We start from the raw sequence: 18700 nt of genomic DNA on the forward strand, positions 1-18700 counted from the left end.
CACGCGTCGCGCGAGCGGGTTGTTAAAATTGCGGTCATCCTTCCGCCGTCCTCGTTCTCACTCATGTCCCGCGCCCTCGAAATTCTCGACGAAGTCTTTGGTTATTCCGCCTTTCGCGGCCAGCAGGGCGAGATCGTCGAGCACGTCGCCGGCGGCGGCGATTGCCTCGTGCTGATGCCGACCGGCGGCGGCAAGTCGCTGTGCTACCAGATCCCGGCACTGCTGCGGCGCGAGGCCGGGCAGGGCGCCGGCATCGTCGTGTCGCCGCTGATCGCGCTGATGCAGGACCAGGTCGCCGCGCTGCGCGAAGTCGGCGTGCGCGCGGCCTATCTGAATTCGACGCTGTCGGGCGCCGAGGCTGCGGCGACCGAGCGCGCGCTGCGCGAAGGCGAGATCGACCTGCTGTATGTCGCACCTGAACGCCTGATGACGGGGCGTTTCCTCGAGTTGCTCGAGCGCGCGAAGATCGGCCTGTTCGCGATCGACGAAGCGCACTGCGTGTCGCAATGGGGGCACGATTTCCGTCCGGAATACATCCAGTTGTCGGTGCTGCACGAGCGGTTTCCGTCGGTGCCGCGCATCGCGCTGACCGCCACGGCCGATGCGATCACGCGCGACGAGATCATCCATCGCCTCGCGCTCGACGACGCACGCGTATTCATATCGAGCTTCGATCGCCCGAACATCCGCTACCGGATCGTCGAAAAGGACAACGCGCGTTCGCAGCTGCTCGACTTCATCCGCGCCGAACACACGAATGCCGACGGCACGACCGATGCGGGCGTCGTCTATTGCCTGTCGCGCCGCAAGGTCGAGGAAACGGCCGAGTGGCTGAAGGCGCAGGGCGTGCGCGCGCTGCCGTATCACGCGGGGATGGAGTTCGAGGTGCGGCAGAAGCACCAGGAAATGTTCCAGCGCGAGGAGGGCATCGTGATGTGCGCGACGATCGCGTTCGGCATGGGCATCGACAAGCCCGACGTGCGCTTCGTCGCGCACCTGGATCTGCCGAAGAGCGTCGAAGGCTATTACCAGGAAACCGGTCGCGCGGGCCGCGACGGGATGCCCGCGAATGCGTGGATGGCGTACGGCCTCGGCGACGTCGTCCAGCAGCGCAAGATGATCGACGAGTCCGACGCGGACGACGCGCACAAGCGCGTGCAGACGTCGAAGCTCGACGCGCTGCTCGGGCTGTGCGAGACGATCTCGTGCCGCCGCGTGCGGCTGCTGAACTACTTCGGCGAGGCGAGCCAGCCGTGCGGCAACTGCGACACGTGCCTCGAGCCGCCCGATTCGTGGGACGCGACGCGCGAGGCGCAGATGGCGCTGTCGTGCGTGTTCCGCGCGCAGCGTTCGAGCGGCTTCAATTTCGGGTCGAGCCACCTGATCGAAATCCTGCGCGGCGGGCGCACCGAGAAGGTGTTGCAGCGCGGGCACGACCAGCTCAGCACGTTCGGGATCGGCGCGTCGCTATCCGAGCCCGAGTGGCGCGCGATTTTCCGGCAGCTCGTCGCGTACGGCTACCTGGCGGTCGACCATGGCGGCTTCGGTGCGCTCATGCTGACCGAGGCCGCGAAGCCCGTGCTGAAGAACGAGGAGAAGGTCACGCTGCGCCGCTACGTGAAGCCGCAGCGCACGCGACAGTCGTCGAGCCGCAGCGGCACGCGCGTCGATCCGACGGCCGGCATGGGCACCCGCGAGCGCGCACGGTGGGACGCGCTGCGCGCGTGGCGCGCGGAAACCGCGAAGACGGACGGCGTGCCGGCCTACGTGATCTTCCACGACGCGACGCTCGCCGAGATCGCGCGCAACGCGCCGGAGACGATCGACGACCTGCGCCATATCCCCGGCATGGGCGTGCGCAAGCTCGAGCGCTTCGGCGACGAGATCATCGACGTCGTCGAATCGGCCTGACACAGGTGTTCCGACCCTTCCGGCAAACCACGCGGCTGGCCGGCAAATCACGCAAGCCGTTGACTTAGTTGGCATTTCCGGAATATTATGTTGGGTTCCGGTATTCGGTGGGCCGAGTCGCGTTCGAAGGTTCGCGTCCGTTTCGCCGGTTCGGAAGTCAACTGTGCGCCGATTCTCGCTTTGCCCGAAATCGGTGTGCGGATTTTGTTCAATTTCAGGAATAAACAATGCCAACCATCAACCAACTGGTTCGCAAAGGCCGTCAGTCGGAAACGACGAAGAGCAAGAGCCCGGCCCTGCAGGACTGCCCCCAGCGTCGCGGCGTGTGCACCCGTGTGTACACGACGACGCCGAAGAAGCCGAACTCGGCACTCCGTAAGGTCGCCAAGGTTCGTCTGACGAACGGCTTCGAAGTGATTTCGTACATCGGCGGTGAAGGCCACAACCTGCAGGAACACTCGGTTGTGCTGATCCGCGGCGGCCGTGTGAAGGACTTGCCGGGTGTGCGTTACCACATGGTTCGCGGCTCGCTGGATACCCAGGGCGTCAAGGACCGTAAGCAAGCGCGCTCGAAGTACGGCGCGAAGCGTGCAAAGGCTGCCAAGTAAGCAGTTTTTGATCAGGGATCGCCTCTGGGCGGTCAAGGCGGGAGTGCCGGATTGCCGGTGCTGTCGAGTAAGTGGTCACCCGGCCAAGCTGGTTAGTCGTGAAGATGTGATCGGGTTTGTTGGTGGCCGCGGAGCTGGATACAGCTCCAACTGAACAAGTAAAGGAAGAATCATGCCGCGTCGTCGCGAAGTCCCCAAGCGGGAAGTGTTGCCGGATCCGAAGTTCGGCAACGTTGATGTAGCCAAGTTCATGAACATGCTGATGCTGTCCGGCAAGAAATCGGTCGCAGAGCGCATCGTTTATGGCGCATTCGAACAGATCCAGACCAAGGGTGGCAAGGACCCGCTGGAAGTGTTCACGGTTGCGCTCAACAACGTGAAGCCGGTGGTCGAAGTGAAGAGCCGTCGCGTTGGTGGTGCCAACTATCAAGTTCCGGTCGAAGTGCGCCCGTCGCGTCGTATGGCATTGGCGATGCGCTGGCTGCGTGAGGCTGCGAAGAAGCGCAGCGAGAAGTCGATGGCTCTGCGTCTGGCAGGTGAACTCTCCGAAGCGGCCGAAGGCCGTGGCGGCGCGATGAAGAAGCGCGATGAAGTTCACCGCATGGCAGAAGCCAACCGCGCGTTCTCGCATTTCCGTTTCTAAGCGCCTGGCTGGGCTGTTAGCGGAAATAAATTCCGGGCGGGTGCGCTTTTCAGGCGCCTCGCCCGTTTGTGTTGAAGCATGATGCAGCAGGGCTGCATCATGTCATCCCAGTAGAGGATCAAAGTGGCTCGCAAGACTCCTATCGAGCGCTACCGCAATATCGGTATTAGCGCTCACATCGACGCCGGCAAGACGACGACGACCGAGCGCATTCTGTTTTACACCGGTGTGAACCACAAGATCGGTGAAGTTCACGACGGCGCAGCCACGATGGACTGGATGGAGCAGGAACAGGAGCGTGGCATCACGATCACGTCCGCTGCTACCACGGCCTTCTGGAAGGGCATGGGCGGCAACTATCCGGAACACCGCATCAACATCATCGACACCCCGGGCCACGTCGACTTCACGATCGAAGTGGAGCGTTCGATGCGCGTGCTCGACGGCGCATGCATGGTGTACTGCGCAGTGGGCGGCGTGCAGCCGCAGTCGGAAACGGTGTGGCGCCAGGCGAACAAGTACAAGGTGCCGCGTCTCGCGTTCGTCAACAAGATGGACCGTACCGGCGCGAACTTCTTCAAGGTCTACGACCAGCTCCGTCTGCGCCTGAAGGCGAACCCGGTTCCGGTCGTGGTGCCGATCGGCTCGGAAGAAAACTTCAAGGGCGTGGTCGACCTGATCAAGATGAAGGCGATCATTTGGGACGAAGCGTCGCAAGGCACGAAGTTCGACTACGTCGACATCCCGGCCGAACTCGCCGAAACCTGCAAGGAATGGCGCGAAAAGATGGTCGAGGCGGCTGCTGAAGCCAACGAAGACCTGATGAACAAGTACCTGGAAGAAGGCGATCTGCCGGAAGCCGACATCGTCAAGGCGCTGCGCGACCGTACGATCGCGTGCGAAATCCAGCCGATGCTGTGCGGTACCGCGTTCAAGAACAAGGGCGTGCAGCGCATGCTCGACGCCGTGATCGATTTCCTGCCGTCGCCGGTCGACATCCCGCCGGTCAAGGGCGAACTCGAAAACGGCGATTCCGCAGAGCGCCGTGCGTCGGACGACGAGAAGTTCTCGGCGCTCGCGTTCAAGATCATGACCGACCCGTTCGTCGGCCAGCTGATCTTCTTCCGTGTGTACTCGGGCGTGGTGAATTCGGGCGACACGCTGCTGAACTCGACGAAGGACAAGAAGGAACGTCTGGGTCGTATTCTGCAGATGCACGCGAACCAGCGCGAAGAAATCAAGGAAGTGCGCGCAGGCGACATCGCTGCTGCGGTCGGCCTGAAGGAAGCGACCACGGGCGACACGCTGTGCGATCCGGCGAACCCGATCATTCTCGAGCGCATGGTGTTCCCGGAGCCGGTGATCTCGCAGGCTGTCGAGCCGAAGACCAAGGCTGACCAGGAAAAGATGGGCCTCGCGCTGAACCGCCTGGCGCAGGAAGATCCGTCGTTCCGCGTGCAGACCGACGAAGAGTCGGGCCAGACCATCATTTCGGGCATGGGCGAGCTCCACCTCGAAATTCTGGTCGACCGGATGAAGCGTGAATTCGGCGTGGAAGCAACCGTCGGCAAGCCGCAGGTTGCCTACCGCGAGACGATCCGTTCGACGGCGAAGGATGTCGACGGCAAGTTCGTCAAGCAGTCGGGTGGTCGCGGCCAGTACGGTCACGCGGTCATCACGCTCGAGCCGAACGAACAGGGCAAGGGCTACGAGTTCTTCGACGAGATCAAGGGTGGTGTGATTCCGCGTGAATACATCCCGGCGGTCGACAAGGGTATCCAGGACACGCTGAAGTCGGGCGTGCTGGCAGGCTTCCCGGTCGTCGACGTGAAGGTTCACCTGACGTTCGGTTCGTACCACGACGTTGACTCGAACGAAAACGCGTTCCGGATGGCCGGTTCGATGGCGTTCAAGGAAGCGATGCGCAAGGCGAACCCGGTCGTGCTCGAGCCGATGATGGCTGTCGAAGTCGAGACGCCGGAAGACTACATGGGCAACGTGATGGGCGACCTGTCGGGCCGTCGCGGTATCGTCCAGGGCATGGAAGACATGGTTGGCGGCGGCAAGATCGTGCGCGCCGAAGTGCCGCTGTCGGAAATGTTCGGTTATTCGACGTCGCTGCGCTCGCTGACGCAAGGTCGTGCAACGTACACGATGGAGTTCAAGCACTACGCTGAAGCTCCGCGCAACGTTGCCGACGCGATCATCAGCGCGAAGTCGAAGTAAATCTAGCTACCAACTGATTATTTTTTGAAAGAAGAGAATCATGGCAAAAGAAAAGTTTGAGCGGACCAAGCCGCACGTGAACGTTGGTACGATTGGTCACGTTGACCACGGCAAGACGACGCTGACGGCAGCGATCACGACGGTTCTGACGAAGAAGTTCGGCGGCGAAGCGAAGGCGTACGACCAGATCGACGCGGCACCGGAAGAAAAGGCGCGCGGCATCACGATCAACACGGCGCACGTCGAGTACGAAACGGCTAACCGCCACTACGCACACGTCGACTGCCCGGGCCACGCTGACTATGTGAAGAACATGATCACGGGCGCGGCACAGATGGACGGCGCGATCCTGGTTTGCTCGGCAGCAGACGGCCCGATGCCGCAAACGCGTGAGCACATCCTGCTGGCGCGTCAGGTTGGCGTTCCGTACATCATCGTGTTCCTGAACAAGTGCGACATGGTGGACGACGCTGAACTGCTCGAGCTGGTCGAGATGGAAGTTCGCGAACTCCTGTCGAAGTACGACTTCCCGGGCGACGACACGCCGATCGTGAAGGGTTCGGCGAAGCTGGCGCTGGAAGGCGACACGGGCGAGCTGGGCGAAGTGGCGATCATGAGCCTGGCCGACGCGCTGGACACGTACATCCCGACGCCGGAGCGTGCAGTTGACGGCGCGTTCCTGATGCCGGTGGAAGACGTGTTCTCGATCTCGGGCCGTGGTACGGTGGTGACGGGTCGTGTCGAGCGCGGCATCGTGAAGGTCGGCGAAGAAATCGAAATCGTCGGTATCAAGCCGACGGTGAAGACGACCTGCACGGGCGTTGAAATGTTCCGCAAGCTGCTGGACCAAGGTCAGGCAGGCGACAACGTCGGTATCCTGCTGCGCGGCACGAAGCGTGAAGACGTGGAGCGTGGCCAGGTTCTGGCGAAGCCGGGTTCGATCACGCCGCACACGCACTTCACGGCTGAAGTGTACGTGCTGAGCAAGGACGAAGGCGGCCGTCACACGCCGTTCTTCAACAACTACCGTCCGCAGTTCTACTTCCGTACGACGGACGTGACGGGCTCGATCGAGCTGCCGAAGGACAAGGAAATGGTGATGCCGGGCGACAACGTGTCGATCACGGTGAAGCTGATCGCTCCGATCGCGATGGAAGAAGGTCTGCGCTTCGCAATCCGCGAAGGCGGCCGTACCGTCGGCGCCGGCGTCGTCGCCAAGATCATCGAGTAACATCGACGATCCGCGGACCCCGACGGGGTCCGCGATTCCACGGTATGCAGTCGTACCGTCGAAACCGGGTGCCCAGCTTGCGCTGGCACCCGGTTTTGTTTTTCCGGTGCTCCGTTGCATGGGCCGAGAAACCCGCACCACCGCTCCACAATTTCGTGTAGAATCGCGGGCTTAGCAGTGGAAGTACTGTCCGGAACCTGATGTCTCGCTCCCCGCAGGCGTCATGTTTCACGTTCTTTTAGTGTCCGGCGATGCAACATCGCCTCGCTCTTTTCAAGGAATCGTCATGCAGCAACAGAAAATCCGCATTCGCCTGAAGGCTTTCGACTATCGTCTGATCGATCAATCGGCTGCCGAGATCGTCGATACCGCGAAGCGGACTGGCGCAATCGTCCGTGGCCCGGTGCCGCTGCCGACGCGCATTCAGCGTTTTGACATCCTGCGTTCGCCGCACGTCAACAAGACGTCGCGCGATCAGCTCGAAATCCGCACCCACCAGCGCCTGATGGACATCGTCGATCCGACCGACAAGACGGTTGACGCGCTGATGAAGCTCGATCTGCCGGCTGGCGTCGACGTGGAAATCAAGCTGCAGTAAGGCTTCCAGCGCCGATCGGCTTGCCGGGCGGCGCTAAGTCTTTGTATTGCTTGCGGAAATCGAGAAGTCGGGCTATACTGCTTGGCTTTTCGCGTATTCGCGTAAAAAAGTTGGGCCTTGCGTGCCCGGCATTTTGTAAATCAGCCCCGACCAATCGCAGTCGGGAATGGAGAAAATGATGAGCCTTGGACTCGTAGGTCGCAAGGTTGGCATGACCCGTATCTTCACGGCTGAAGGGGATTCGATTCCCGTCACCGTGCTGGACGTGTCGGACAACCGCGTGACGCAGATCAAGACTGTTGAAACCGACGGCTACACGGCCGTGCAGGTTGCATTCGGCTCCCGCCGCGCCTCGCGCGTGACGAAGCCGCTGGCAGGTCATCTCGCCAAAGCCGGTGTCGAAGCCGGTGAAATCCTCAAGGAATTCCGCATTGACGCGGCCAAGGCAGCCGAGCTGTCGAATGGCGCCGTGGTCGGTGCAGATCTTTTCGAAGTGGGCCAGAAGGTCGACGTGCAGGGTGTGTCGATCGGTAAGGGCTACGCCGGTACGATCAAGCGTTACAACTTCTCCTCCGGCCGTGCCACGCACGGTAACTCGCGCTCGCACAACGTGCCGGGCTCGATCGGTATGGCGCAGGATCCGGGTCGCGTGTTCCCGGGTAAACGCATGACGGGTCACATGGGTGACGTGACCGTGACGGTGCAGAACCTCGAAATCGCTCGTATCGACGCAGAGCGCAAGCTGCTGCTCGTCAAGGGTGCGATTCCGGGCGCGAAGGGTGGCAAGGTTTTTGTCACGCCGGCCGTCAAGACCAAGGGGGCGAAATAATGGAACTCAAGCTCCTGAACGAAAATGGTCAGGAAGGTGCAGTGGTCAACGCATCGGACGTCGTGTTCGGTCGTGACTACAACGAAGCGCTGATCCACCAGGTCGTCGTCGCTTACCAGGCGAATGCTCGCCAGGGTAACCGCGCGCAGAAGGACCGCGAGCAGGTCAAGCACACCACCAAGAAGCCGTGGCGCCAGAAGGGTACGGGCCGTGCTCGTGCCGGTATGTCGTCGAGCCCGCTGTGGCGTGGCGGTGGTCGTATCTTCCCGAACTCGCCGGAAGAAAACTTCTCGCACAAGGTCAACAAGAAGATGCATCGCGCAGGTCTCTGCTCGATCTTCTCGCAGCTGGCCCGTGAAGGCCGTCTGTCGGTCGTCGAGGACATCGTCCTCGAAGCGCCGAAGACCAAGCTGCTGGCCGATAAATTCAAGACCATGGGTCTCGACTCCGTGCTGATCATCACCGACACGGTTGACGAAAACCTGTACCTGGCTTCGCGCAACCTGCCGCACGTGGCAATTGTCGAGCCGCGCTACGCTGACCCGCTGTCGCTGATCTACTTCAAGAAAGTGCTGGTCACGAAGGCTGCGGTCGCCCAGATCGAGGAGTTGCTGTCATGAGCGAGATTCGCAAGAACGATCATCGTTTGATGCAGGTCCTGCTCGCACCGGTGATCTCGGAAAAGGCGACGCTGGTTGCCGACAAGAACGAGCAAGTCGTGTTCGAAGTCGCACCGGATGCCACGAAGCAGGAAGTGAAGGCGGCTGTCGAGCTGCTGTTCAAGGTGGAAGTTGATTCCGTCAACGTGCTGGTTCAGAAGGGCAAGCAGAAGCGCTTTGGCCGTTCGATGGGCCGCCGCAAGGACGTGAAGAAGGCGTACGTTTGCCTGAAGCCCGGCCAGGAAATCAACTTTGAAGCGGAGGCCAAGTAATCATGGCAATCGTGAAAGTTAAACCGACTTCGCCGGGTCGCCGCGCGATGGTCAAGGTGGTCAACAAGAATCTGCACCAGGGCAAGCCGTTCGCGGCACTGCTCGACTCGCAGAGCTCGACCGCCGGCCGTAACAACAACGGCCGCATCACCACGCGCCACAAGGGCGGTGGTCACAAGCAGCACTATCGTATCGTCGATTTCCGTCGCACGAAGGATGGCATCCCGGCAAAGGTCGAGCGTCTCGAATACGACCCGAACCGCAGCGCGAACATCGCGCTGGTGCTCTACGCAGACGGCGAGCGTCGCTACATCATCGCCCCGAAGGGCCTGACCGTCGGCCAACAGCTGATGTCGGGTTCGGAAGCGCCGATCCGTGCAGGCAACACGCTGCCGATCCGCAACATTCCGGTCGGTACGACGATCCACTGCATCGAGATGCTGCCGGGCAAGGGCGCGCAAATGGCGCGTTCGGCTGGCACGTCGGCCATGCTGCTGGCGCGCGAAGGCGTCTACGCGCAGGTTCGCCTGCGTTCGGGCGAAATCCGCCGCGTGCACATCGAGTGCCGTGCAACGATCGGTGAAGTCGGCAACGAAGAGCATAGCCTGCGCCAGATCGGCAAGGCTGGCGCGAACCGCTGGCGCGGTATCCGCCCGACGGTGCGTGGCGTTGCGATGAACCCGGTCGATCACCCGCACGGTGGTGGTGAGGGCAAGACGGCTGCAGGTCGCGACCCGGTGAGCCCGTGGGGTACGCCGGCTAAGGGTTACCGCACCCGCAGCAACAAGCGCACGACGACGATGATCGTCCAGCGCCGTCACAAGCGTTAAGGAGTAGGCAATGGCACGTTCTGTTAAAAAAGGTCCGTTCTGCGACGCCCATTTGCTGAAGAAAGTTGAGGCGGCTGCAGCTTCGCGCGACAAAAAGCCGATCAAGACCTGGTCGCGTCGCTCGACGATTCTGCCGGATTTCATCGGCCTGACGATCGCTGTTCACAACGGCCGTCAACACGTTCCGGTGTACATCTCGGAAAACATGGTCGGCCACAAGCTTGGCGAGTTCGCACTGACCCGTACGTTCAAGGGTCACGCAGCCGACAAGAAGGCCAAGAAATAAGGGGCAATCAAGATGGAAGTGAAAGCAATTCATCGCGGTGCCCGCATCTCGGCGCAAAAAACGCGCCTTGTGGCTGACCAGATCCGCGGTTTGCCGGTCGACAAGGCGCTGAACGTTCTGACGTTCTCGCCGAAGAAGGCGGCTGGCATCGTGAAGAAGGTTGTGCTGTCGGCAATCGCGAATGCGGAGCACAACGAAGGCGCCGATATCGACGAGCTCAAGATCAAGAGCATCTACGTCGACAAGGCTGCATCGCTCAAGCGTTTCACCGCGCGCGCCAAGGGCCGCGGTAACCGCATCGAGAAGCAATCCTGTCACATCACTGTGACGGTCGGGAATTAAGGAGCCATACGATGGGACAGAAAATTCATCCGACTGGCTTCCGCCTGGCTGTCAGCCGTAATTGGGCTTCGCGTTGGTACGCGAACAACAACAATTTCGCGGCGATGCTGCAGGAAGACATCGGTGTTCGTGAGTACCTGAAGAAGAAGCTGAAGAACGCTTCGGTCGGTCGGGTCGTCATCGAGCGTCCGGCGAAGAACGCGCGCATCACGATTTACAGCTCGCGTCCGGGTGTGGTCATCGGCAAGAAGGGCGAGGATATCGAACAGCTGAAGACGGAACTGCAACGCCGCATGGGCGTTCCGGTTCACGTCAACATCGAAGAAATCCGCAAGCCGGAAACCGATGCGCAACTGATCGCTGACTCGATCACGCAACAGCTCGAGCGCCGGATCATGTTCCGTCGCGCGATGAAGCGTGCGATGCAGAACGCGATGCGTCTGGGTGCCCAGGGCATCAAGATCATGAGCGCAGGCCGTCTGAACGGTATCGAAATCGCTCGTACGGAGTGGTATCGCGAAGGTCGCGTGCCGCTTCACACGCTGCGTGCCGATATCGACTACGCGACTTCGGAAGCGAAGACGACCTACGGGATCATCGGCGTCAAGGTGTGGGTGTACAAGGGCGACACGCTCGGCCGCAATGACGCACCGGTGGTGGAAGAAGTAGCCGAAGACAAGCGTCCGCGTCGCAATGCGCGTCCGGGCGACCGTCGTCCGCGCCGTGATGGCGAAGGCGGCGCTCCGGGTGCTCGCCGTGGCGCACCGCGCCGTGGCGCCGGCAAGCCCGAAGACGGCAAGACTGGAGAATAACGATGCTGCAACCGAAACGCAGGAAGTATCGTAAAGAGCAGAAGGGTCGTAACACCGGCAAGGCGACGCGCGGCAACGCAGTGTCGTTCGGTGAATTCGGCCTGAAGGCGATCGGTCGCGGTCGTCTGACCGCACGTCAAATTGAAGCGGCGCGTCGTGCAATGACGCGTCACATCAAGCGTGGCGGCCGCATCTGGATCCGGATCTTCCCGGACAAGCCGATTTCGCAGAAGCCGGCCGAAGTACGTATGGGTAACGGTAAGGGTAACCCGGAGTACTACGTCGCCGAGATTCAGCCGGGCAAGATGCTCTATGAAATGGACGGCGTAACCGAAGAACTGGCACGCGAAGCGTTCCGTCTGGCTGCAGCCAAGCTGCCGCTGAAGACGGCATTCATCGTGCGCCAGCTCGGCGCCTAAGGAGAAAACATGAAGGCTTCCGAACTTCTCCAGAAAGACCAGGCCGCGCTCAACAAGGAGCTGGCGGACCTGCTGAAGGCGCAATTCGGCCTGCGCATGCAACTCGCGACCCAGCAGCTCACGAACACGAGCCAGCTGAAGAAGGTTCGTCGCGACATCGCACGTGTGCGGACCGTCATGACTCAGAAGGCGAACCAGAAATGAACGATAGCGTGAAAACCTCGCTGAAGCGGACGCTGGTCGGTCGGGTCGTCAGCAACAAGATGGACAAGACCGTCACCGTGCTGATCGAGCACCGCGTCAAGCACCCGATCTACGGCAAGTATGTCGTGCGCTCGAAGAAGTACCACGCGCACGATGAAGCGAACACCTGCAACGAAGGCGATCTCGTCGAAATCCAGGAAACTCGTCCTGTTTCGAAGACGAAGGCCTGGACGGTGTCGCGCCTCGTCGAAGCAGCTCGCGTCATCTAAGCGGGCCGTGCAGTAGGCAGTAACAGGCACTTCTCCACGAAGTGCTTGAAATCGCAAAGTTTTTGCTTGCGTGACCAGGGTTATTTGTTATAATCCTGGTCTTCCCTCTTTATGGGAGCCCCGTCGCGGGCGAAGTTGGTGGGGGAAGCGGACTGGCGCCAGCCTGTCCGAAAGATTCACCGAATTGCGATGGCGGGTTTCGTTTGCCGTCGCTGCTGTTCCAACCCAAGCAGCCGATTGGCTGACGGGACCAAGACTGACCGAATGCATCATGGTGGTGCATCCGGATTAAGTTGGGAAAGACAAACCATGATCCAGACCGAATCTCGGCTCGAAGTAGCCGACAACACGGGTGCACGTGAAGTCCTGTGCATCAAGGTGCTCGGCGGCTCGAAGCGTCGTTATGCCGGCATTGGCGACATCATCAAGGTGAGCGTCAAAGAGGCAACGCCGCGCGGGCGCGTGAAGAAAGGCGAAATTTACAACGCCGTGGTGGTCCGCACCGCCAAGGGTGTGCGCCGTCAAGACGGCTCGCTGATCAAGTTCGACGGCAACGCCGCTGTGCTTTTGAATAACAAGCTCGAGCCGATCGGCACCCGTATCTTCGGGCCGGTGACGCGTGAGCTGCGTAGCGAACGATTCATGAAGATCGTTTCGCTGGCGCCGGAAGTGCTGTAAGGAGTCGCGATGAACAAGATTCGCAAGGGTGACGAAGTGATCGTCGTTACCGGCAAGGACAAGGGCAAGCGCGGCGTCGTGCTGGCTGTCGGTGCTGAGCATGTGACGGTTGAAGGTATCAACCTCGTCAAGAAGCATGTGAAGCCGAACCCGATGAAGGGTACGACGGGCGGCGTGGAAGCGAAGACGATGCCCCTGCATATTTCGAACGTCGCACTGGTCGACGCGAATGGCAAGGCGTCGCGTGTTGGCATCAAGGTCGAGGAAGGCAAGAAGGTTCGCTTCCTGAAGACGACCGGTGCCGTACTGAGCGCCTGACGCAGCGGAGTAAAAAATGGCTCGTTTTCAAGAGTTTTACAAAGAAAAGGTTGTGCCCGGCCTGATCGAGAAGTTCGGTTACAAGTCGGTCATGGAAGTGCCGCGCATCACCAAGATCACGCTGAACATGGGTCTTGGCGAAGCGATCGCTGACAAGAAGATCATCGAGAACGCCGTTGGCGACCTCACGAAGATCGCTGGTCAGAAGCCGGTCGTGACGAAGGCGCGCAAGGCAATCGCAGGCTTCAAGATCCGCCAGGGTTATCCCATCGGCGCGATGGTGACGCTGCGTGGTCGTGCAATGTATGAATTCCTCGACCGTTTCGTGACCGTCGCCCTGCCCCGCGTGCGTGACTTCCGCGGCGTGTCGGGTCGTGCTTTCGATGGCCGTGGCAACTACAACATCGGTGTGAAAGAGCAGATCATTTTCCCCGAAATCGATTACGACAAGATCGACGCACTGCGTGGGCTGAACATCAGCATCACGACGACTGCGAAGACCGACGACGAAGCAAAGGCTCTGCTCGCCAGCTTCAAGTTCCCGTTCAGAAACTGAGGTTACCGTGGCTAAACTGGCACTGATCGAACGTGAAAAGAAGCGCGCCCGCCTGGTCGCGAAGTTCGCAGCAAAGCGCGAAGCGCTGAAGGCGATCGTCGAAGACCAAAGCAAGTCGGAAGAAGAGCGCTACGAAGCACGCCTGGAGCTGCAGCAACTGCCCCGCAACGCAAACCCGACCCGCCAGCGTAACCGCTGCGCGATCACGGGCCGTCCGCGTGGCACGTTCCGTAAATTCGGCCTCGCGCGTAACAAGATTCGTGAAATCGCATTCCGTGGCGAGATTCCTGGCCTGACCAAGGCGAGCTGGTAATAGGAGAAACGTAAATGAGCATGAGTGATCCTATCGCCGATATGCTGACTCGCATCCGCAACGCGCAGATGGTCGAGAAGGTATCGGTCGCGATGCCCTCGTCGAAGGTCAAGGTTGCAATCGCGCAAGTCCTGAAGGACGAAGGTTATATCGACGATTTCGCGGTGAAGGCTGAAGGCGCGAAGGCAGAACTGAACATCGCGCTGAAGTACTACGCTGGCCGTCCGGTCATCGAACGCCTCGAGCGCGTGTCGAAGCCTGGCCTGCGCGTCTACCGCGGCCGTAACGACATTCCGCAGGTCATGAATGGCCTCGGCGTGGCAATCGTGTCGACGCCGAAGGGCGTGATGACAGACCGCAAGGCGCGCGCTACCGGCGTCGGCGGCGAAGTCATCTGCTACGTCGCTTAAAGCCGAGGAGAGAGAAACATGTCTCGAGTAGGTAAGAGCCCGATCGCGCTGCAAGGCGCGGAAGTCAAGCTGGCCGACGGTGCAATCACCGTCAAGGGTCCGCTGGGCACCATCACGCAAGCGATCAATCCGCTCGTGAACGTGGCGAACAACGACGGCACGCTGAATCTGTCGCCGGTCGACGAAAGCCGCGAAGCAAACGCACTGTCGGGCACGATGCGCGCGATCATCGCGAATGCCGTGCACGGCGTGACCAAGGGTTTCGAGCGCAAGCTGACGCTGGTTGGCGTCGGTTACCGTGCGCAAGCGCAAGGCGACAAGCTGAACCTGTCGCTGGGTTTCTCGCACCCGGTGGTGCACCAGATGCCGGAAGGCGTCAAGGCTGAAACCCCGACGCAAACCGAAATCGTGATCAAGGGGATCAACAAGCAACAAGTCGGTCAAGTAGCTGCGGAAGTTCGCGGTTACCGTCCGCCGGAGCCCTACAAGGGCAAGGGCGTGCGCTATTCCGACGAGGTTGTGATCCTCAAAGAAACGAAGAAGAAGTAAGGGTGCGCAATCATGGATAAGACTCAATCTCGCCTGCGCCGCGCTCGCCAGACGCGTATCAAGATCGCTGAGCTGCAGGTCGCGCGTCTCGCCGTGCATCGCACGAACACGCACATCTACGCTCAAGTGTTCTCGCCCTGCGGCACCAAGGTGCTCGCCAGCGCGTCGACGCTCGAGGCAGAAGTGCGCGCCGAGCTCGCCGACAAGTCGGGCAAGGGCGGCAACGTTAACGCCGCGACGCTGATCGGCAAGCGTATTGCCGAGAAGGCAAAGGCCGCCGGCATCGAATCCGTCGCCTTCGACCGCTCGGGCTTCCGCTACCACGGCCGCGTGAAAGCGCTGGCTGAGGCAGCTCGCGAAGCTGGGCTCAAGTTCTAAGGAAGGAATTCGTCATGGCAAAGATGCAAGCGAAAGTTCAGGCTGACGAGCGCGACGACGGCCTTCGTGAAAAGATGATTTCGGTCAATCGCGTGACCAAGGTCGTGAAGGGTGGCCGTATTCTCGGCTTCGCCGCACTGACCGTGGTTGGCGATGGTGATGGCCGCATCGGTATGGGCAAGGGCAAGGCGAAGGAAGTGCCGGTCGCTGTCCAGAAGGCAATGGAACAAGCTCGCCGCAACATGTTCAAGGTGCCGCTCAAGAACGGCACGCTGCAGCACGAAGTGCACGGCAAGCACGGCGCATCGGCCGTCCTCCTCGCTCCGGCGAAGGCAGGTACGGGCGTGATCGCCGGCGGCCCGATGCGCGCAGTGTTCGACGTGATGGGCGTTCAGAACGTTGTGGCGAAGAGCCACGGTTCGACGAACCCGTACAACCTCGTTCGCGCCACGCTGGACGGCCTGCGCAAGCAGTCCACCCCGGCAGACATCGCGGCGAAGCGCGGCAAGTCCGTCGAAGAAATTTTGGGCTAAGCCCGGGTGGTCACCATGTCTGAAAAAACTGTCAAGGTTCAGCTCGTTAAGAGCCTGATCGGGACCCGCGAATCGCACCGCGCGACCGTGCGTGGCCTGGGCCTGCGCCGACTCAACTCGGTCAGCGAGCTGCAGGACACGCCGGCGGTCCGCGGCATGATCAACAAGGTCTCGTACCTCGTTAAGGTCATCGCGTAAGCGGCCCTACGGATCAAGGAGTTGATATGGAATTGAATAACCTGAAGCCGGCCGCTGGCGCCAAGCACGCCAAGCGTCGCGTCGGCCGTGGCATCGGTTCGGGCCTCGGCAAGACGGCTGGCCGTGGTCACAAGGGTCAGAAATCGCGTTCGGGCGGCTTCCACAAAGTCGGTTTCGAAGGCGGTCAGATGCCGCTGCAACGTCGTCTGCCGAAGCGCGGCTTCACGTCGCTGACGAAGGAATTCGTCGGTGAAGTGCGCCTGGGCGACCTCGAGAAGCTGCCGGTCGACGAGATCGATCTGCTCGCACTGAAGCAAGCCGGCCTGGTCGGCGAGCTGACGAAGAGCGCAAAGATCATCGCGACGGGCGAACTGAAGCGCAAGATCGTCGTGAAGGGTCTCGGTGCCACCAAGGGTGCGCGCGCTGCGATCGAAGCGGCTGGCGGTTCGTTCGCCGAGTGACACGCGTAGCGCGTCGTCACTTGCATTCATCGGAGAAGGTACTTGGCTAACAGCCCGAGTCTTGCAAAACCCGGTCGAAGCACGGCGAAATTCGGCGATCTGCGTCGGCGAGCGATGTTCCTGCTCCTGGCGCTGATCGTCTATCGCATCGGCGCGCACATTCCCGTGCCGGGCATCGATCCGGATCAACTGGCTAAGCTGTTCCAGAGCCAGGCGGGTGGCATCCTGGGCATGTTCAACATGTTCTCGGGTGGCGCACTTTCCCGCTTCACGATCTTTGCGCTGGGGATCATGCCGTACATTTCGGCGTCGATCATCATGCAGTTGCTGGCGATCGTTTCGCCGCAGCTCGAGGCGCTGAAGAAGGAAGGGCAGGCAGGGCAACGGAAGATCACGCAGTACACGCGGTATTTCACCGTGGTGCTCGCGACCTTCCAGGCGTTCGGTATCGCGGCTGCGCTGGAAAACCAGCCGGGCCTCGTCACCGATCCCGGCATGCTGTTCCGTCTGACGACGGTCGTGACGCTGGTTACCGGCACGATGTTCCTGATGTGGCTCGGCGAGCAGATTACCGAGCGTGGTCTGGGCAACGGTATCTCGATCATCATCTTCGGCGGGATCGCAGCAGGGTTCCCGAATGCCGTCGGTGGGCTGTTCGAGCTGGTGCGTACGGGTTCGATGAGCATCATTTCGGCGATCATCATCGTCGTCCTGATTGCCGCGGTGACTTACCTGGTCGTGTTCATCGAACGCGGTCAGCGCAAGATCCTCGTGAACTACGCGAAGCGCCAGGTCGGCAACAAGATCTACGGCGGGCAATCGTCGCACCTGCCGCTGAAGCTGAACATGTCGGGCGTGATTCCGCCGATCTTCGCATCGTCGATCATCCTGTTCCCGGCAACGATTCTCGGCTGGTTCAGTACCGGTCAGCCGACGGGAAGCTGGATTTCCAATACGTTGCATAACGTTGCGGAAGCGCTGAAGCCGGGCCAGCCGGTCTATGTGCTGCTGTACACGCTGGCAATCGTGTTTTTCTGCTTCTTCTACACCGCACTGGTGTTCAACAGCAGGGAAACCGCGGACAACCTGAAGAAGAGCGGCGCGTTTGTTCCGGGCATCCGTCCGGGCGATCAGACCGCACGATATATCGACCGCATCCTCACGCGTCTGACGCTGGCCGGTGCGATCTACATCGTCTTCGTGTGTCTGCTGCCGGAATTCCTGGTGCTGCGCTGGAACGTGCCGTTTTATTTTGGTGGAACGTCGCTGCTGATCATTGTCGTCGTCACGATGGACTTTATGGCGCAGGTGCAGTCGTACGTTATGTCGCAACAGTATGAGTCGCTGCTCAAGAAGGCCAACTTCAAGGGCGGCAACATCCCAACGCGTTAATAAGGACTATGGCCAAAGACGATGTAATCCAGATGCAGGGTGAGGTGATCGAAAACCTCCCGAATGCGACCTTCCGTGTGAAGCTGGAAAACGGCCATGTCGTGTTGGGGCATATTTCCGGAAAGATGCGGATGCACTACATCCGCATTCTGCCCGGCGACAAGGTGACGGTTGAGTTGACGCCTTACGATCTGTCTCGTGCGCGGATCGTGTTCCGGGCGAAGTGATTTGAAAAAAGGGTATTATCATGAAAGTGATGGCATCGGTTAAGCGCATTTGCCGCAATTGCAAGATCATCAAGCGCAAAGGCGTCGTTCGCGTGATCTGCAGCTCGGATCCGCGCCACAAGCAGCGCCAAGGCTGACCGCGCGTTTGTTTGCGCTTTTTGTTTGAGGAAAAACAATGGCTCGTATCGCAGGGGTTAACATCCCGAATCACCAGCATACCGAGATTGGCCTGACGGCAATCTTCGGTGTCGGCCGCACCCGTTCGCGCAGCATCTGCGTGGCAGCTGGCGTCGATTTTTCGAAGAAGGTCAAGGACCTGACCGACGCAGACTTGGAAAAGCTGCGTGAAGAAGTGGGCAAGTTTGTCGTCGAAGGCGATCTGCGCCGTGAAGTGACGATGAACATCAAGCGCCTGATGGACCTCGGTTGCTACCGTGGCGTCCGTCATCGCAAGGGCCTGCCGATGCGCGGTCAGCGTACGCGTACGAACGCACGTACCCGCAAGGGTCCGCGTCGTGCAGCGCAAGCGCTGAAGAAGTAAGCGGAAC

30 protein-coding genes are annotated in these 18700 nt (G+C 60.6%); all 30 read left to right on the forward strand.

What is annotated here, in order from left to right; genetic code table 11:
- Positions 1–63 precede the first annotated feature (63 nt).
- The 30 genes from recQ (at position 64) to rpsM (ending at position 18693) form a co-directional block, all read left to right on the forward strand.
- Complete coding sequence (recQ, locus tag ACPUER_RS16000; protein WP_152859258.1) at positions 64–1911, forward strand: DNA helicase RecQ; 1848 nt, start codon at positions 64–66, stop codon at positions 1909–1911.
- 227 nt (positions 1912–2138) lie between these two features.
- On the forward strand, positions 2139–2519 hold the full coding sequence (rpsL, locus tag ACPUER_RS16005) for a 30S ribosomal protein S12 (RefSeq protein WP_006400662.1): 381 nt from the start codon (positions 2139–2141) through the stop codon (positions 2517–2519).
- Positions 2520–2691: 172 nt separating this feature from the next.
- Complete coding sequence (gene rpsG / locus ACPUER_RS16010) at positions 2692–3162, forward strand: 30S ribosomal protein S7 (protein WP_006477195.1); 471 nt, start codon at positions 2692–2694, stop codon at positions 3160–3162.
- Between the two features lie 123 nt (positions 3163–3285).
- Positions 3286–5388 (forward strand): elongation factor G, encoded by a 2103-nt coding sequence (fusA, locus tag ACPUER_RS16015; protein WP_105393663.1) that lies wholly within the window; start codon positions 3286–3288, stop codon positions 5386–5388.
- A gap of 40 nt (positions 5389–5428) precedes the next feature.
- On the forward strand, positions 5429–6619 hold the full coding sequence (gene tuf, locus ACPUER_RS16020) for an elongation factor Tu (RefSeq protein ID WP_006482910.1): 1191 nt from the start codon (positions 5429–5431) through the stop codon (positions 6617–6619).
- 286 nt (positions 6620–6905) lie between these two features.
- A complete protein-coding gene (gene rpsJ / locus ACPUER_RS16025; RefSeq protein WP_004199280.1) occupies positions 6906–7217 on the forward strand; it encodes a 30S ribosomal protein S10 in 312 nt (103 codons plus the stop codon).
- 178 nt (positions 7218–7395) lie between these two features.
- Entirely contained in the window at positions 7396–8046 is a 651-nt protein-coding gene (gene rplC / locus ACPUER_RS16030; protein WP_006482922.1) for a 50S ribosomal protein L3, read from the forward strand.
- Complete coding sequence (gene rplD, locus ACPUER_RS16035; protein ID WP_040143046.1) at positions 8046–8666, forward strand: 50S ribosomal protein L4; 621 nt, start codon at positions 8046–8048, stop codon at positions 8664–8666. Before rplC ends, rplD begins: the two co-directional genes overlap by 1 nt.
- The gene (gene rplW / locus ACPUER_RS16040; protein WP_004199275.1) at positions 8663–8977 is read left to right on the forward strand and encodes a 50S ribosomal protein L23; all 315 of its coding nucleotides are present in this window, start codon (positions 8663–8665) and stop codon (positions 8975–8977) included. The genes rplD and rplW overlap by 4 nt, the downstream gene beginning before the upstream one ends.
- 2 nt (positions 8978–8979) lie before the next feature.
- Complete coding sequence (rplB, locus tag ACPUER_RS16045) at positions 8980–9807, forward strand: 50S ribosomal protein L2 (protein WP_006482900.1); 828 nt, start codon at positions 8980–8982, stop codon at positions 9805–9807.
- Between the two features lie 10 nt (positions 9808–9817).
- Positions 9818–10093 (forward strand): 30S ribosomal protein S19, encoded by a 276-nt coding sequence (rpsS, locus tag ACPUER_RS16050; RefSeq protein WP_004199273.1) that lies wholly within the window; start codon positions 9818–9820, stop codon positions 10091–10093.
- A 12-nt stretch (positions 10094–10105) separates the two neighbouring features.
- Complete coding sequence (gene rplV / locus ACPUER_RS16055) at positions 10106–10435, forward strand: 50S ribosomal protein L22 (protein ID WP_004199272.1); 330 nt, start codon at positions 10106–10108, stop codon at positions 10433–10435.
- An 11-nt stretch (positions 10436–10446) separates the two neighbouring features.
- Positions 10447–11247, forward strand: coding sequence for a 30S ribosomal protein S3 (gene rpsC / locus ACPUER_RS16060; RefSeq protein ID WP_006482899.1), 801 nt, complete (start codon positions 10447–10449; stop codon positions 11245–11247).
- A gap of 2 nt (positions 11248–11249) precedes the next feature.
- Positions 11250–11666: a 50S ribosomal protein L16 gene (rplP, locus tag ACPUER_RS16065; protein WP_006482873.1), complete on the forward strand. Its 417-nt coding sequence runs from the start codon at positions 11250–11252 to the stop codon at positions 11664–11666.
- A gap of 9 nt (positions 11667–11675) precedes the next feature.
- On the forward strand, positions 11676–11870 hold the full coding sequence (gene rpmC / locus ACPUER_RS16070; RefSeq protein ID WP_006400652.1) for a 50S ribosomal protein L29: 195 nt from the start codon (positions 11676–11678) through the stop codon (positions 11868–11870).
- Positions 11867–12139, forward strand: a complete 273-nt coding sequence (gene rpsQ, locus ACPUER_RS16075) for a 30S ribosomal protein S17 (protein ID WP_006752928.1) — start codon at positions 11867–11869, stop codon at positions 12137–12139. The genes rpmC and rpsQ overlap by 4 nt, the downstream gene beginning before the upstream one ends.
- Before the next feature lie 309 nt (positions 12140–12448).
- On the forward strand, positions 12449–12817 hold the full coding sequence (rplN, locus tag ACPUER_RS16080; RefSeq protein ID WP_006482918.1) for a 50S ribosomal protein L14: 369 nt from the start codon (positions 12449–12451) through the stop codon (positions 12815–12817).
- A 9-nt stretch (positions 12818–12826) separates the two neighbouring features.
- Positions 12827–13135, forward strand: a complete 309-nt coding sequence (gene rplX, locus ACPUER_RS16085) for a 50S ribosomal protein L24 (protein WP_006477187.1) — start codon at positions 12827–12829, stop codon at positions 13133–13135.
- A 16-nt stretch (positions 13136–13151) separates the two neighbouring features.
- The gene (gene rplE / locus ACPUER_RS16090; protein WP_006482882.1) at positions 13152–13691 is read left to right on the forward strand and encodes a 50S ribosomal protein L5; all 540 of its coding nucleotides are present in this window, start codon (positions 13152–13154) and stop codon (positions 13689–13691) included.
- Between the two features lie 7 nt (positions 13692–13698).
- Entirely contained in the window at positions 13699–14004 is a 306-nt protein-coding gene (gene rpsN, locus ACPUER_RS16095; RefSeq protein WP_006482884.1) for a 30S ribosomal protein S14, read from the forward strand.
- A 14-nt stretch (positions 14005–14018) separates the two neighbouring features.
- Positions 14019–14414: a 30S ribosomal protein S8 gene (rpsH, locus tag ACPUER_RS16100; protein ID WP_034183605.1), complete on the forward strand. Its 396-nt coding sequence runs from the start codon at positions 14019–14021 to the stop codon at positions 14412–14414.
- A gap of 18 nt (positions 14415–14432) precedes the next feature.
- Complete coding sequence (gene rplF / locus ACPUER_RS16105) at positions 14433–14963, forward strand: 50S ribosomal protein L6 (RefSeq protein ID WP_006758786.1); 531 nt, start codon at positions 14433–14435, stop codon at positions 14961–14963.
- A 12-nt stretch (positions 14964–14975) separates the two neighbouring features.
- Complete coding sequence (gene rplR / locus ACPUER_RS16110; protein ID WP_006477183.1) at positions 14976–15341, forward strand: 50S ribosomal protein L18; 366 nt, start codon at positions 14976–14978, stop codon at positions 15339–15341.
- A gap of 14 nt (positions 15342–15355) precedes the next feature.
- Positions 15356–15874 (forward strand): 30S ribosomal protein S5, encoded by a 519-nt coding sequence (gene rpsE, locus ACPUER_RS16115; RefSeq protein WP_006482895.1) that lies wholly within the window; start codon positions 15356–15358, stop codon positions 15872–15874.
- A 15-nt stretch (positions 15875–15889) separates the two neighbouring features.
- Positions 15890–16072 carry a 50S ribosomal protein L30 gene (gene rpmD / locus ACPUER_RS16120; protein WP_006400644.1) on the forward strand — a complete coding sequence of 61 codons (183 nt, stop codon included), beginning with the start codon at positions 15890–15892 and terminating at the stop codon, positions 16070–16072.
- Positions 16073–16098: 26 nt separating this feature from the next.
- A complete protein-coding gene (gene rplO / locus ACPUER_RS16125; protein WP_006482880.1) occupies positions 16099–16533 on the forward strand; it encodes a 50S ribosomal protein L15 in 435 nt (144 codons plus the stop codon).
- Between the two features lie 42 nt (positions 16534–16575).
- On the forward strand, positions 16576–17925 hold the full coding sequence (gene secY, locus ACPUER_RS16130; RefSeq protein WP_072443819.1) for a preprotein translocase subunit SecY: 1350 nt from the start codon (positions 16576–16578) through the stop codon (positions 17923–17925).
- Positions 17926–17933: 8 nt separating this feature from the next.
- On the forward strand, positions 17934–18152 hold the full coding sequence (gene infA / locus ACPUER_RS16135; RefSeq protein WP_004521905.1) for a translation initiation factor IF-1: 219 nt from the start codon (positions 17934–17936) through the stop codon (positions 18150–18152).
- A gap of 20 nt (positions 18153–18172) precedes the next feature.
- Complete coding sequence (rpmJ, locus tag ACPUER_RS16140; RefSeq protein WP_004199844.1) at positions 18173–18289, forward strand: 50S ribosomal protein L36; 117 nt, start codon at positions 18173–18175, stop codon at positions 18287–18289.
- 38 nt (positions 18290–18327) lie between these two features.
- Positions 18328–18693: a 30S ribosomal protein S13 gene (rpsM, locus tag ACPUER_RS16145; protein WP_006477178.1), complete on the forward strand. Its 366-nt coding sequence runs from the start codon at positions 18328–18330 to the stop codon at positions 18691–18693.
- The last annotated feature ends 7 nt before the right edge of the window (positions 18694–18700 follow it).

This window comes from Burkholderia sp. DN3021, assembly GCF_049805555.1.
GTDB lineage: Bacteria > Pseudomonadota > Gammaproteobacteria > Burkholderiales > Burkholderiaceae > Burkholderia > Burkholderia pyrrocinia_C.